We start from the raw sequence: 13684 nt of genomic DNA, 5'->3' as shown, positions 1-13684 counted from the left end.
ATGTTGGATCTCGCCATTTTAATATTACTGGTTTTTGGATTTTTTATGGGATTAAAAAGGGGTTTTATCCTTCAGCTCATCCATTTAGCAGGCTTCATCGTTGCTTTTATTGCAGCAAATATGTACTATGATGACCTCGCTCCCAAGCTGAACCTCTGGGTGCCCTATCCGAATTTTGGAAGCGATTCTTCCCTTCAGCTGTTTTTCGACAATGCCAATATGGAGGATGCCTATTATCGCGCCATTGCTTTTGTCGTGATTTTTTTTGCTGTAAGGATCATTCTGCAGATCATCGGCAGCATGCTGGATTTTGTATCTTCACTGCCTGTGCTGAAGCAGCTCAATGTTTGGGCAGGCGGACTGCTCGGTTTTGCTGAAGTCTATCTTATCATTTTTATCCTGTTATACATAGGAGCACTGCTCCCTGTGGAAGCAGTCCAGCAGCCGATCGATGATTCAGGCACAGCAAAGTTCATCATAAACCATACACCTGCACTTTCGCAGCAGCTAAAGGAAATGTGGATTGAATATAAGGCTGCATAACTTCTCTTTGAGCAGAGAAGTTTTCTTTTTATAATGCTTTGTTAGTGGTAGATGCTGTTTTGGGGCTCATTCGTGTCAAACTCTGTTTCACTCGCCACTCAGCTGTGCTGATTCCCCAAAATCAACAGCGTGTTTAGCACAGTTTATTTAAAAAATCGTGATAGTAGGCTATGTTTGCTATTATACTTATATGCTCTCCTGGATGGAATGGGAGAATAATCGCTGTTTCAGGGTAAGGATAAGGAGAGAGAATGTTCTAAAGGCAGGTGCAGAAAATGAACCCAAATAAAAAAGATGTGGTAAGACTATTGGAGACAATAGCAGTATATATGGAATTGAAAGGTGAAAATCCGTTCAAGGTCGCGGCCTTCCGGAAGGCTGCAGGAGCCCTGGAAGCAAATGATGACAAGTTTTCAGAAATAAAGGATTTCACGAAGCTTTCCGGTATCGGTAAAGGGACGGCTGCGGTCATCGAGGAATATATCGAAGAAGGAACATCAACCGTGCTGAAGGAGCTGCAGGAAGAAGTGCCTGCAGGCCTTATCCCGCTGCTCCAGCTGCCGGGACTTGGCGGCAAGAAGATAGCGAAGCTCTATAAGGAGCTTGGGGTCGAGGACGCTGAAGACCTTGAGCAGGCATGCAGGGACGGCGGGGTTCAGGCGCTTGCAGGCTTCGGAAAGAAAACAGAGGAAAAGATCCTTGAAGCGCTTGCCAATGCAGGTAAAAGGCCGGACCGTCTCCCGGCTGCCTTTGTGCTTCCGATTGCAGAGGATATTGAAGCAAGGCTTGCAGGGGTGGATTCGATCATCAGGTTCTCCAGGGCAGGCAGCCTGCGCAGGATGCGGGAAACAGTCAAGGACCTGGATTTTATCATTGCTTCGGATGATCCTTCATCAGTGAAAGAAGCCCTGCTCAGCCTTCCGGGCATTAAGGATGTCATTGCTGCAGGCGACACAAAGGTCTCGCTGACATTTGATCATCAGTATGATGTGTCTGCTGATTTCCGGATCGTATCACAGGATGAATTTGCGACAGCGCTTCATCATTTTACCGGCTCTAAGGACCATAATGTGCGGATGCGCCAGCTGGCAAAGGAACGCGGGGAAAAAATAAGTGAGTATGGTGTTGAGAATGCTGAAACGGGCGAAGTCCTTACTTTCAAGGATGAAGAAGCCTTTTATGCGCATTTCGGCCTCCCTTTCATCCCTCCGGAAATCCGCGAGGACGGCCGTGAGGTAGAAGATTTTAAGGCAGGCATGGAGCTCATTTCCCTGGAAGATATAAAGGGAGATCTTCATATGCACTCCACCTGGAGCGACGGTGCCCACACTATTGAAGAAATGGCAGAGGCATGCCGCAAAAGAGGCTATCAATATTTGGCCATCACTGATCATTCCCAGTACCTGAAGGTAGCAAATGGACTGACGCCGGAAAGACTGAGAAAGCAAATGGAAGAGATCAGGAGTTTGAATGAAAAATATGACGACATCAAAATCCTGACAGGGATCGAGATGGATATCCTTCCGGATGGGACGCTCGATTTTGAAGATGACTTGCTGGCAGAAGTTGATGTGGTCATCGCCTCGATCCATTCCTCCTTCAGCCAGCCAAAGGATAAAATAATGGAACGTCTGAAGACGGCCCTGATGAACGGCCATGTGGATATCATCGCCCACCCGACCGGCAGGCTGATCGGCCGGAGGGAAGGCTATCAGGTGGATATGGAGATGCTGATCGAGCTTGCCAGGGAGACAAATACTGCCCTGGAGCTGAATGCCAACCCGAACCGGCTTGATTTGGCAGCAGAACATTTAAGGAAGGCACAGGAGGCGGGAGTGAAGCTTGTCATCAATACAGATGCGCATAAGCTTGACACCCTCATCCATATGGAAATCGGTGCTGCAGCAGGGAGAAAGGCATGGCTGAGGAAGGAAAATGTGATAAATGCTTACAGCATGGAAGAACTTCTTTCCTTCCTTAAACGGAATGATTGATGATCCCTTTGTCAAAGGCGGAGAATTACAGCCGGACTTGAGGGCTTATATAGAGAAGGACTAGAAAGAAAAAGGGAGGAATTACTCCATGGATTCACGGGTGCTTAAGGTGCTTGAATTTAATAAAGTCAGGGAGCAGCTGCTTGAGCATGTGTCATCTTCGCTTGGACGCAGCAAAGCAGAAGTGCTCCTTCCTTCTGCCGATTACGAAGAAGTGGTGCGGCTGCAGGAGGAAACAGATGAAGCGGTTAAAGTGCTGCGGATAAAAGGCAATATTCCGCTTGGGGGCATTTTTGATATCCGTCCCCATGTAAAAAGATCAGTGATTGGAGGCATGCTGAGCCCCCAGGAACTGGTGCAGATTGCAAGCACAGTCCATGCAAGCAGACAGCTGAAGCGCTTTGTTGATGATTTTTCAAACGAAGAATCAGAACTGCCGATACTGACTGAGTATATGGATAGGGTAATCGTGCTGGCTGAGCTTGAAGAGGCCATCCGCATGGCAATCGATGAAAACGGCGAAATGCTGGATAGTGCGAGCGATGCCCTCCGGTCCATCAGAACACAGCTTCGCACAAGGGAGTCACGTGTGCGTGAGCGGCTGGAGAGCATGATCCGTTCTTCCAATGCGGCGAAAATGCTGTCAGATGCCATTATCACCATCCGGAATGACCGTTTTGTCATCCCGGTCAAACAGGAATACCGCGGCCATTACGGGGGAATCATCCATGATCAAAGTTCATCAGGGCAGACGCTGTTCATTGAACCGCAGGCAATCGTGCAGCTGAACAACGAGCTGCAGAGCATCAGGGTGAAGGAACAGCAGGAAATTGAGCGCATACTAGTTGAACTTTCCGGACGGGCGGCGGCCTATCAGCCTGAGCTCGATATGATCGTCGAGGTCCTGGCCGAGGTTGACTTTATGTTTGCAAAGGGAAGGTACAGCAGGAGGCTTAAAGCATCCAAGCCGGAAGTGAATAATGAGCGAAGGATCAATCTATTCAAGGCAAGGCATCCGCTGTTGCAGATAGATGAAGCGGTGGCTAACGATATTTCCTTAGGCAGGGACTACACAACCATTGTGATTACGGGACCGAATACCGGAGGAAAGACTGTAACGCTTAAGACTGTGGGGTTGTGTACGCTGATGGCCCAGGCAGGCCTGCAGATTCCTGCTCTGGATGGATCAGAGGTGTCTGTATTTGGGGCTGTCTATGCGGATATCGGGGATGAGCAGTCTATTGAACAAAGCTTGAGTACATTTTCTTCACATATGGTCAATATTGTTGATATTTTAGCCAAGGCTGATTTTGAAAGCCTTGTCCTTTTCGATGAGCTTGGAGCCGGGACAGATCCGCAGGAAGGGGCAGCCCTTGCTATTTCCATCCTTGATGAGGTATACAAAAGGGGCAGCCGCGTTATTGCGACGACCCATTATCCTGAACTGAAGGCTTACGGGTATAACAGGGAAGGAGTTATCAATGCCAGTGTCGAATTCGATATTGAGACGCTCAGCCCCACTTATAAACTCCTGATCGGGGTACCGGGCCGGAGCAATGCCTTTGAAATCTCCAGGCGCCTTGGCCTCGATAATTCTGTAATCGAATCTGCACGCTCCCATGTGAGCGAGGACAGCAGCCAGATCGAGAACATGATCGCGTCTCTTGAAGACAGCAGGCGCCAGGCGGAAAAAGAGCTGGAAGAGGCTCACGAGCTGCTGCGGGGCGCTGATATGCTCCATAAGGATATGCAGAAGCAGATGATGGAGTATTATGAGCAAAAGGACGAGATGCAGGAAAAGGCTGCCGCCAAAGCCGCTGACATTGTCGAGAAGGCGAAGGCGGAAGCAGAAGAGATCATCCGTGATCTCAGAAAGATGCGCATCGAAAAGCATGCTGAAGTGAAGGAGCATGAGCTGATCGACGCCCGGAAGAAGCTGGAGGATGCTGCACCGAAAGTCAGCAAAAGCAAAAAAGAGGCAAGAAAGTCTGACAAGCATGATTTTGCAGCCGGGGATGAAGTAAAGGTACTGACCTTTGGCCAAAAAGGGCATCTTCTGGAAAGAGCTTCAGAAGACGAGTGGCAGGTTCAGATCGGCATCCTGAAAATGAAGGTAAAAGAACGGGACCTGGAGTTTATTAAAAGTCCAAAGCCGAAGGAAACAAAGGCGATGGCCATCGTAAAAGGCAGGGACTCCCATGTAGGCCTTGAACTGGACCTGCGCGGTGAGCGGTATGAGGATGCGCTGATCAGAGTCGAGAAATATATTGATGATGCGCTATTGTCCAATTATCCCCGGGTCTCGATCATTCATGGAAAAGGGACAGGGGCTCTGCGCCAGGGAGTGCAGGAATACTTGAAGAACCACCGGTCTGTAAAGCGGATCCGTTTCGGGGAAGCGGGTGAAGGCGGATCAGGCGTAACCGTGGTGGAGTTCAAATGATGGGGAGAGTCTGAATGAACGGTTTTTGGGAAAATGAGTATATCCAGACAGCGGCATATTACAGCGTCGTCATTTTGTGCATGATTGTGTTTTTGGCCATTTTTGAACTTGTCACTAAATATAAAAACTGGGAAGAAATCAAAAAAGGCAATATTGCTGTAGCCATGGCAACAGGGGGGAAGATATTCGGGATCGCCAACATCTTCAGGCATTCCATTTCTCAGCATGATTCACTTTTCACCATGATCGGCTGGGGGGTCTTCGGGTTTTTCCTTTTGCTGGCAGGCTATTTCATTTATGAATTCCTGACCCCGAAGTTCAGGATCGATGAGGAAATCGAAAATAATAACAAGGCGGTCGGATTCATATCCATGGTCATTTCAATCGGATTGTCATATGTCATCGGGGCAGGCATCTAACAGGGAGCGGGAGAACTGTGGAAAAATTGGCGAAAATTCTTCTGGTGCTTTGCGGGCTATTTATAGTCATCGGAGCCGTGTATATATTTTTCATCGCATAAAGTTAGAGCCGCCGGCATATGGCGGCAAAAACTGCAGGCAAACCCTTAATGCGGGGCATGCCTGCAGTTTTTTTATTTTTCAGGAACCAAACAGCAGGTCCTTTGGCTCATACAGATTGTCATGATTATTTCCTTATACTATAATGAATGGGAACAGTTAGAATGTTCTAACAAATCATTTTTGAAGGAGGGAAAAAAATGACAGAAGAAAGGCCTTGGCTTCAAAGCTATCCGGAAGATATCCCCCCGACTTTGACATACACAGACGAACCGGTACAGCAGTATTTAAAAAGAGCAGCAGAGGAGTTTCCAACCAAAAGCGCCATTCACTTTATGGGCAGGGAATTTACATTTAAGGAGGTGTATGAGCAGGCGCTCAAGCTTGCCTCCTATCTTCAGGGGCTGGGCATCGAAAAAGGGGACAGAGTGGCCATCATGCTTCCCAATACCCCGCAGTCAGTCATCAGCTACTATGGCATCCTGATAGCGGGCGGGGTGGTAGTCCAGACCAATCCGCTCTATATGGAAAGAGAAATTGAGTACCAGATGAAAGACTCCGGGGCAAAAGCCATCATCACACTTGATATTCTGTTTCCGCGTGTTTCAAAGGCTGTCCCAAAAACAGAGATTAAGCATATTATTGTAACCGCTGTCAAAGATGCTCTCCCTTTCCCGAAGAATCTTGTCTACCCGTATATCCAGAAAAAGCAATATGGCATTGTAGTTAATGTGAAGCATGAAGGAAATAACCACTTGCTGAAGGAAATATTGAAGCGTCCCATCGGCAGCCTGAAGGAGCATAGCTTCGACTATGAAGAAGATATCGCCCTGCTGCAATATACAGGCGGGACCACAGGATTCCCCAAAGGGGTCATGCTTACCCACAGGAATCTTGTCAGCAACGCTTCCATGTGCCAGGCATGGCTTTACAAATGCCGCCGCGGGGAAGAAATCGTTCTCGGCCTGCTGCCGTTTTTTCATGTGTACGGCATGACCACTGTGATGATCCTTTCCATTATGCAGGCATATAAGATGGTCCTGCTGCCGAAATTTGATGCCGAGACAACTTTGAAAACCATCCAAAAGCAAAGGCCAACCCTGTTTCCTGGAGCGCCAACCATCTATATCGGGCTTCTCAACCATCCGGATCTTCAGAAATATGACCTGTCATCGATCGATTCCTGCATCAGCGGCTCAGCTCCCCTGCCGGTTGAAGTACAGCAGCGTTTTGAGGAAGTGACGGGAGGAAAGCTCGTTGAAGGCTACGGGCTGACAGAATCTTCGCCGGTCACCCATTCAAACTATCTATGGGACCGTCCGCGGGTTAAAGGAAGCATTGGTGTGCCATGGCCTGATACAGATGCTGCGGTGTTCTCAATGGAAAATGGCGAAAAGCTGCCTCCCGGGGAAGTCGGGGAAATAGCAGTAAAGGGCCCTCAAGTCATGAAAGGCTACTGGAACCGTCCGGAAGATACGGCCCAGACTCTAAGGGATGGCTGGCTCCTCACAGGTGATCTTGGGTATATGGACGAATCAGGCTATTTCTATGTTGTGGACCGCAAAAAAGATATGATCATTGCCGGCGGCTTCAATATTTACCCGCGTGAAATAGAAGAAGTCATCTATGAACATCCGGGCGTACAGGAAGTTGTGGCTGCAGGGATTCCTGACCCATACAGGGGGGAAACGGTCAAAGCCTATATAGTGATGAAAGAAGGGCATGAGGCATCCGAAGAAGAATTGAATGACTTTGCGAGGAAACATCTTGCTGCCTACAAGGTTCCAAGGATTTATGAATTCAGGAGTGAGCTCCCGAAAACAGCCGTCGGAAAAATACTGCGCCGGGCTCTTGTAGAAGAAGAGAAAAAGAAATTGGAAGAAGAACAGAAAAAGCAAGCCTGATCATTTTTAAAATAGCGGATAATAGAGTAAAGTATAAACAAACAGATTCAAATCCTTCCTGAGACCGGATCTCCATTCGGACTCTTTATTTTGAAAAATAGAGCTTGTCCGCCTCAGCGCCGATAAGAAAATTTTATCATGACAAATTCTTGACAACTTTTGCTTGTAATACTATTATAAAAATATGAATGATGATTCATTCATTTTAGCACAAAGGAACAATCTGCATGACAGCATTATCCCTTTCTTTGCGCTTTTTGATAAATGGAACGGGGGAAAAATGTTGAAGAAGAATAAACCAAAATATATGCAAATTATTGAAGCTGCTGTAGTGGTTATAGCAGAAAACGGCTACCACCAGGCCCAGGTTTCGAAAATTGCGAGGCAGGCCGGGGTGGCTGACGGGACGATATACTTATATTTTAAGAATAAGGAAGATATCCTGATTTCACTTTTTGAAGAGAAAATGGGATCTTTTGTTGAAAAAATCGAACAGAATATTGCAGGAAATGACTCAGCCACAGAGAAATTATTAATGATGGTCGAAAATCATTTCAAGCTTTTATCTGAAGATCACCATCTGGCCATTGTCACCCAGCTTGAATTAAGGCAGTCCAATAAGGATTTGCGCTTAAAAATCAATGACGTGCTGAAAGGCTATTTGAAGGCGATCGATCAGATACTTGCATCAGGAATTGAAACCGGGGAATTTTCACCCTCGCTTGATATCAGGCTGGCCAGACAGATGATTTTTGGCACAATAGACGAAACTGTAACGACCTGGGTCATGAACGACCAAAAGTACAGCCTGACTGATCTGGCCCCTGCTGTCCATAAACTGCTTGTGCACGGCTGTTCCAGCCGTTAGGGCAGGCAGACTCTGATAATAAGAGTAAACCGACGATTATAGGAGGGTAAACATGGAGTATTTAACTTGGTCGCATCAGGATATGGTTGCCGAGATTGCAATCAGCCGGCCTCCTGCAAATGCACTTTCTTCCGGCGTGCTTAAAGAGCTTTCCGGTGTATTGGATGAAATTGAAGAAACTGACGAGGTCAGGGTGGTCCTCATCCATGGGGAAGGCCGTTTCTTCTCAGCGGGCGCTGACATCAAAGAATTTACAGAGGTAGAGTCCAGCGGCGACTTTTCTAAACTGGGCAAGTTCGGCCAGGATCTGTTCGAAAGGATGGAATCATTTCCGAAGCCGATTATTGCCGCCATTCACGGAGCTGCGCTTGGAGGGGGCCTCGAGCTTGCCATGGGCTGCCATTTCAGGCTTGTTTCCGAAACAGCCAAGCTGGGCCTTCCAGAGCTTCAGCTGGGTCTTGTCCCGGGCTTTGCCGGCACACAGCGGCTGCCAAGGCTGGTAGGATCTGCACGGGCAGCGGAAATGCTGTTCACAAGTGATCCGATCACAGGCATCCAGGCAGTCCAGTATGGCTTGGCCAACCATGCATTCCCTGAAGAAGAGCTGCTGGAAAATGCGTTTAATATGGCAAAGAAAATTGCCAGGAAGAGTCCGATTGCGCTGAAAGCGGCAATTGAGCTTCTCAGCCATTCCAAGCATGCTGAGTTTTATAATGGGGTAGAAAAAGAAGCGGAACTCTTTGGAAAAGTGTTCGCCTCTGAAGATGGGCAGGAAGGGATCTCGGCTTTCATTGAAAAAAGAGAGCCTGCTTTTAAAGGAAAATAACTGCTGCAAAGAGAGTGTTTCCCTCAGCTTCTTGGCTGGGGATTTACTCCGCCTTGAATTTTCCCAATCTTTTAAACTGATATTTTTTTCTAAAATGTAAACGCAAACAATTATTCGATTCATCTAACCTATCAATTTGGGAGGGAACATAATGAACATTTATGTTTTATTAAAAAGAACCTTTGATACCGAGGAGAAAATTTCCATTTCGGGCGGACAGATCAATGAAGATGGCGCAGAATTCATCATTAACCCGTACGATGAATATGCCGTCGAGGAAGCGATCCAGGTGAGGGATGAGCATGGCGGCGAAGTCACGGTCATTTCCGTAGGCACGGAGGAAGCTGAAAAGCAGCTCCGGACCGCACTTGCGATGGGAGCTGACAAAGCGGTACTGATCAACACGGAAGATGATGTGGAAGCCGGAGACCAGTTCACAACAGCCAAGATCCTGTCCGAATACTTAAAGGACAAAGAAGCCGATTTGATCCTGGCAGGAAATGTGGCCATTGACGGCGGCTCAGGCCAGGTTGGCCCCCGTGTCGCAGAGCTGCTGGATATCCCTTATATCACTACTATCACGAAACTGGACATCAGCGGTACAACAGCAACGATTGTCCGGGATGTTGAAGGTGATTCTGAAGTGATTGAAACAAGCCTTCCTCTTCTCGCTACAGCTCAGCAGGGCTTGAATGAACCGAGATATCCTTCTCTGCCGGGAATCATGAAGGCGAAGAAAAAGCCGCTTGAGGAGCTTGAGCTGGATGATCTTGACCTTGAAGAAGATGATGTAGAGGCGAAGACAAAGACGATCGAAATATATCTCCCTCCGAAGAAGGAAGCCGGTAAAGTGCTGGAAGGCGACCTTGAAGACCAGGTCAAAGAGCTTGTCAGCCTTCTTCACACTGAAGCGAAAGTCATTTAATTCATTGATACAGAATAAATACTCAGGAGGTACACAAAATGGCTAGAAAAGTATTGGTATTGGGCGAAGTCAGGGACGGATCATTGCGGAATGTATCGTTCGAAGCGATTGCAGCTGCCAAAATTGCATCTGAAGGAGGCGAGGTTGTCGGCGTTCTGATTGGGGATTCAGTCAGCGCACTGGGAGCAGAGCTGATCCAGTACGGTGCAGACAGGGTTGTTACTGTGGAGGACGAAAAGCTGAAGCAATATAGTTCAGACGGCTTTTCACAGGCACTCCTGGCTGTGGTGGATTCTGAAGGTCCGGAAGGGATCGTGTTCGGACATACAGCGCTTGGGAAAGACCTGTCGCCGAGGATTGCAGCAAAGCTTGAATCCGGCCTCATCTCTGATGCAGTCAGCGTCGAAGAAAGCGGCGGAAATATCGTATTCACACGCCCGATTTATTCAGGCAAAGCTTTTGAAAAGAAGATCATCACAGACGGGCTGATCTTTGCAACGATCAGGCCAAATAATATCGCACCGCTTGAAAAGGATGAGTCACGCACTGGGGATACAGCTTCACTTTCTGTTGAAATCAAAGACCTGCGCACCATCATTAAAGAAGTGGTAAGAAAAGCTTCTGAAGGGGTGGACCTCTCTGAAGCGAAAGTAATCGTAGCAGGAGGCCGCGGCGTCAAGAGTGAAGACGGCTTCGGGCCGCTGAAGGAGCTTGCAGATCTCCTTGGAGGAGCGGTCGGGGCTTCCCGCGGTGCCTGTGATGCAGAGTACTGTGATTATTCACTTCAGATCGGCCAGACTGGAAAAGTTGTTACACCGGATCTTTATATCGCATGCGGCATCTCCGGCGCCATCCAGCATTTAGCCGGAATGTCCAATTCAAAGGTGATTGTAGCCATCAATAAAGATCCTGAAGCAAATATCTTCAAAGTGGCAGACTACGGGATCGTCGGAGACTTGTTTGAAGTGCTCCCGCTGCTGACCGAGGAATTCAGAAAGGTCGTTGTAAACGCATAATGAGGGGAGCGGCACGAGCCGCTCTTTCTCTTTTGGCCCCTGGTTTAATTCTGGGTCAAACCATGAATATAACAGTGTTAAAAGGGTATATTACGGACGAAACAGATTATTAGCTTCGTCAGGGAAACGGTGATATACTGTCATTAGAATTCGAGCTGGCGGTTTGATTGGGCAGCCAGGCATAGATATGCTGCCCGGGAAAACTGTATTGTTCAATCTGAATCCAGACGGGACTTCCCGGCAAACTCTATACTTTTTAGGAGGCATATATTATGGCAATTACAAATGCGACTGATCAAACTTTTGCAACAGAAACTGGCTCTGGCCTGGTTCTTGCTGACTTCTGGGCACCATGGTGCGGACCATGCAAAATGATTGCACCTGTGCTTGAAGAGCTTGACAGCGAAATGAGCGACAAAGTGAAAATCGTCAAGATCGATGTAGATGAAAATCAGGAAACAGCAGGCAAGTTCGGTGTCATGAGCATTCCTACACTGCTGGTCCTTAAAGATGGCGAAGTCGTTGACAAAGTGGTCGGCTTCCAGCCAAAAGAAGCTCTTTCAGAACTTCTTTCAAAACACGCGTAAACATTGAAGATGGCCCCGGTTCTAAGAGCCGGGGTTTTGTTATGTATAATATTGCCTTATGTCTCCTGATGCCAGGCTGGAAGTTTTTGTAAAAAAAGAAAATATTGACGCAGTCCTGTGGAATTTTTATAATAGTAATCTTGCCCTCCTTTCCTTTATTGCTTTTTTCCTTTTGTAATTTTTATTAAAATGGAAGGGCGGCATCTAAAAAACTTGTAACGCAATGCGTGTATATAGATTGATTTTGCACCGGGGGTGAAAATATGAACGAAAGAATCAAGAATAAGCTGATGCTGCTGCCGGACCAGCCAGGCTGCTACCTTATGAAGGACAGGCAGGCTACCGTGATTTACGTTGGGAAAGCAAAGGTACTGAAGAACCGAGTCCGCTCTTACTTTACCGGTTCACATGACGGCAAAACGCTCCGCCTTGTAAATGAAATTGAGGATTTCGAATATATTGTCACATCATCAGATATGGAAGCCCTCATTCTTGAAATGAACCTGATCAAAAAGTATGATCCAAAATACAATGTCATGCTGAAGGACGACAAAAGCTACCCGTTCATCAAGCTGACAGCTGAACGCCATCCAAGGCTGATCACAACCCGGAATGTCAAAAAAGACAAAGGGAAGTACTTTGGGCCATATCCGAATGTCCAGGCGGCGAATGAAACAAAAAAGCTGCTTGACCGGATCTATCCGCTCAGGAAGTGCTCGACCCTCCCTGACAGGGTCTGCCTGTACTATCATATGGGCCAGTGCCTGGCGCCCTGCGTCAAGCCGGTCAGCGAAAAGCAGTATAAAGATATTGTCGATGAGATTGCACGATTTTTGAACGGCGGCTACAAAGACATCAAGAAAGAGCTTACAGTCAAAATGACGGCAGCAGCAGAGGAACTGGATTTTGAAAGGGCGAAGGAACTGAGGGACCAGATCGCCCATATTGAAGCGACGATGGAAAAACAGAAAATGACATCGACCGATTTTACTGACCGCGATGTATTCGGCTTTGCCGTCGATAAGGGCTGGATGTGCGTCCAGGTCTTTTTTATCAGACAGGGGAAGCTGATTGAAAGAGATGTTTCGCTGTTCCCGGTTTACGGGGAGCCTGAGGAAGAAATGCTTACCTTCATGGGCCAGTTCTATACAAAGGCAAACCATTTTAAACCGCGTGAAATTCTGGTGCCGGATACGGTCAATGAAGAAATGGCAGAAAAGCTCCTGGAAGTAAAGGTGCTCAAACCGCAGCGCGGCCAGAAGAAAGATCTGGTCAAGCTGGCAGGGAAAAATGCCAGGATTGCCCTCCAGGAGAAGTTCTCCCTTATAGAACGGGATGAGGAACGGACGATCAAAGCGGTTGAAAATCTTGGCAGGCAGCTGGGCATTTATACACCGCACCGCATTGAAGCTTTTGATAACTCGAATATCCAGGGCACTGACCCGGTTTCTGCCATGATTGTATTCATAGACGGCAAACCGGAAAAGCGCGAATACAGGAAATATAAGATCAAGACAGTCAAGGGACCGGATGATTATGAATCCATGCGCGAGGCTGTCCGGAGGCGGTACACCAGGGTGCTTAAAGAAGGTCTGCCCATTCCGGATCTTATTATTGTCGACGGCGGGAAAGGCCATATTGAATCGGTCAGGGATGTACTTGAAAATGAGCTCGGGCTTGATATCCCGATATCCGGCCTTGCCAAGGATGAGAAGCACAGGACTTCCCAGCTCTTGTATGGGAATCCGCTGGAAATCATACCGCTTGAGCGGAACAGCCAGGAGTTTTATCTGCTTCAGCGCATCCAGGATGAAGTCCACCGCTTCGCCATCACCTTCCACCGGCAGCTCCGCGGAAAAAGCGCCTTCCAGTCATTGTTGGATGACATTCCCGGAATTGGCGAGAAGAGAAAGAAGCTGCTTTTGAAAACCTTCGGATCCGTAAAGAAAATGAAAGAAGCCGGTTTGGATGAATTTACAGCTATCGGAATTCCGGCTAATGTCGCACAGGAATTAAAAAATAAATTATCTGAATAGCATTGATATAAAAAAAACGCTATG

General features: G+C 47.6%; 11 protein-coding genes. All 11 read left to right on the top strand.

The window, feature by feature from the left end; translation table 11 throughout:
• The 11 genes from N288_RS18025 to uvrC all read left to right on the top strand — a co-directional run bounded on the left by N288_RS18025 (window position 1) and on the right by uvrC (window position 13660).
• Window positions 1-543, top strand: coding sequence for a CvpA family protein (locus tag N288_RS18025; RefSeq protein WP_009796010.1), 543 nt, complete (start codon window positions 1-3; stop codon window positions 541-543).
• A gap of 275 nt (window positions 544-818) precedes the next feature.
• The gene (gene polX / locus N288_RS18020; protein ID WP_009796011.1) at window positions 819-2537 is read left to right on the top strand and encodes a DNA polymerase/3'-5' exonuclease PolX; all 1719 of its coding nucleotides are present in this window, start codon (window positions 819-821) and stop codon (window positions 2535-2537) included.
• An 88-nt stretch (window positions 2538-2625) separates the two neighbouring features.
• Complete coding sequence (locus N288_RS18015) at window positions 2626-4980, top strand: endonuclease MutS2 (RefSeq protein WP_009796013.1); 2355 nt, start codon at window positions 2626-2628, stop codon at window positions 4978-4980.
• A 14-nt stretch (window positions 4981-4994) separates the two neighbouring features.
• Window positions 4995-5399, top strand: coding sequence for a DUF350 domain-containing protein (locus N288_RS18010; RefSeq protein WP_009796014.1), 405 nt, complete (start codon window positions 4995-4997; stop codon window positions 5397-5399).
• A 299-nt stretch (window positions 5400-5698) separates the two neighbouring features.
• A complete protein-coding gene (locus N288_RS18005; protein ID WP_009796015.1) occupies window positions 5699-7402 on the top strand; it encodes a long-chain-fatty-acid--CoA ligase in 1704 nt (567 codons plus the stop codon).
• 283 nt (window positions 7403-7685) lie between these two features.
• Window positions 7686-8270, top strand: a complete 585-nt coding sequence (locus tag N288_RS18000) for a TetR/AcrR family transcriptional regulator (RefSeq protein WP_009796016.1) — start codon at window positions 7686-7688, stop codon at window positions 8268-8270.
• A 52-nt stretch (window positions 8271-8322) separates the two neighbouring features.
• A complete protein-coding gene (locus N288_RS17995) occupies window positions 8323-9096 on the top strand; it encodes an enoyl-CoA hydratase (protein WP_022544255.1) in 774 nt (257 codons plus the stop codon).
• A gap of 151 nt (window positions 9097-9247) precedes the next feature.
• Complete coding sequence (locus N288_RS17990) at window positions 9248-10021, top strand: electron transfer flavoprotein subunit beta/FixA family protein (RefSeq protein ID WP_009796018.1); 774 nt, start codon at window positions 9248-9250, stop codon at window positions 10019-10021.
• Between the two features lie 38 nt (window positions 10022-10059).
• Complete coding sequence (locus tag N288_RS17985; RefSeq protein WP_009796019.1) at window positions 10060-11037, top strand: electron transfer flavoprotein subunit alpha/FixB family protein; 978 nt, start codon at window positions 10060-10062, stop codon at window positions 11035-11037.
• Window positions 11038-11309: 272 nt separating this feature from the next.
• Window positions 11310-11624 (top strand): thioredoxin, encoded by a 315-nt coding sequence (gene trxA / locus N288_RS17980; RefSeq protein WP_009796020.1) that lies wholly within the window; start codon window positions 11310-11312, stop codon window positions 11622-11624.
• Window positions 11625-11887: 263 nt separating this feature from the next.
• Entirely contained in the window at window positions 11888-13660 is a 1773-nt protein-coding gene (uvrC, locus tag N288_RS17975) for an excinuclease ABC subunit UvrC (protein WP_009796022.1), read from the top strand.
• Window positions 13661-13684 lie beyond the last annotated feature (24 nt).

The sequence above is a fragment of the Bacillus infantis NRRL B-14911 genome, from assembly GCF_000473245.1.
Taxonomy (GTDB): domain Bacteria; phylum Bacillota; class Bacilli; order Bacillales; family Cytobacillaceae; genus Bacillus_AB; species Bacillus_AB infantis.
The sequence above is the reverse complement of the archived record's forward strand: the minus strand, read 5'-3'. Positions and strand labels throughout refer to the sequence as shown.

Excerpts from the sequence above, each read along its gene's own strand:
- N288_RS18010 (WP_009796014.1), top strand. The coding sequence starts at position 4,995 with ATGAACGGTTTTTGGGAAAATGAGTATATCCAGACAGCGGCATATTAC.
- N288_RS18025 (WP_009796010.1), top strand. The coding sequence starts at position 1 with ATGTTGGATCTCGCCATTTTAATATTACTGGTTTTTGGATTTTTTATG.
- N288_RS18015 (WP_009796013.1), top strand. The coding sequence starts at position 2,626 with ATGGATTCACGGGTGCTTAAGGTGCTTGAATTTAATAAAGTCAGGGAG.
- uvrC (WP_009796022.1), top strand. The coding sequence starts at position 11,888 with ATGAACGAAAGAATCAAGAATAAGCTGATGCTGCTGCCGGACCAGCCA.
- N288_RS17995 (WP_022544255.1), top strand. The coding sequence starts at position 8,323 with ATGGAGTATTTAACTTGGTCGCATCAGGATATGGTTGCCGAGATTGCA.
- N288_RS18005 (WP_009796015.1), top strand. The coding sequence starts at position 5,699 with ATGACAGAAGAAAGGCCTTGGCTTCAAAGCTATCCGGAAGATATCCCC.
- N288_RS17990 (WP_009796018.1), top strand. The coding sequence starts at position 9,248 with ATGAACATTTATGTTTTATTAAAAAGAACCTTTGATACCGAGGAGAAA.
- polX (WP_009796011.1), top strand. The coding sequence starts at position 819 with ATGAACCCAAATAAAAAAGATGTGGTAAGACTATTGGAGACAATAGCA.
- trxA (WP_009796020.1), top strand. The coding sequence starts at position 11,310 with ATGGCAATTACAAATGCGACTGATCAAACTTTTGCAACAGAAACTGGC.
- N288_RS17985 (WP_009796019.1), top strand. The coding sequence starts at position 10,060 with ATGGCTAGAAAAGTATTGGTATTGGGCGAAGTCAGGGACGGATCATTG.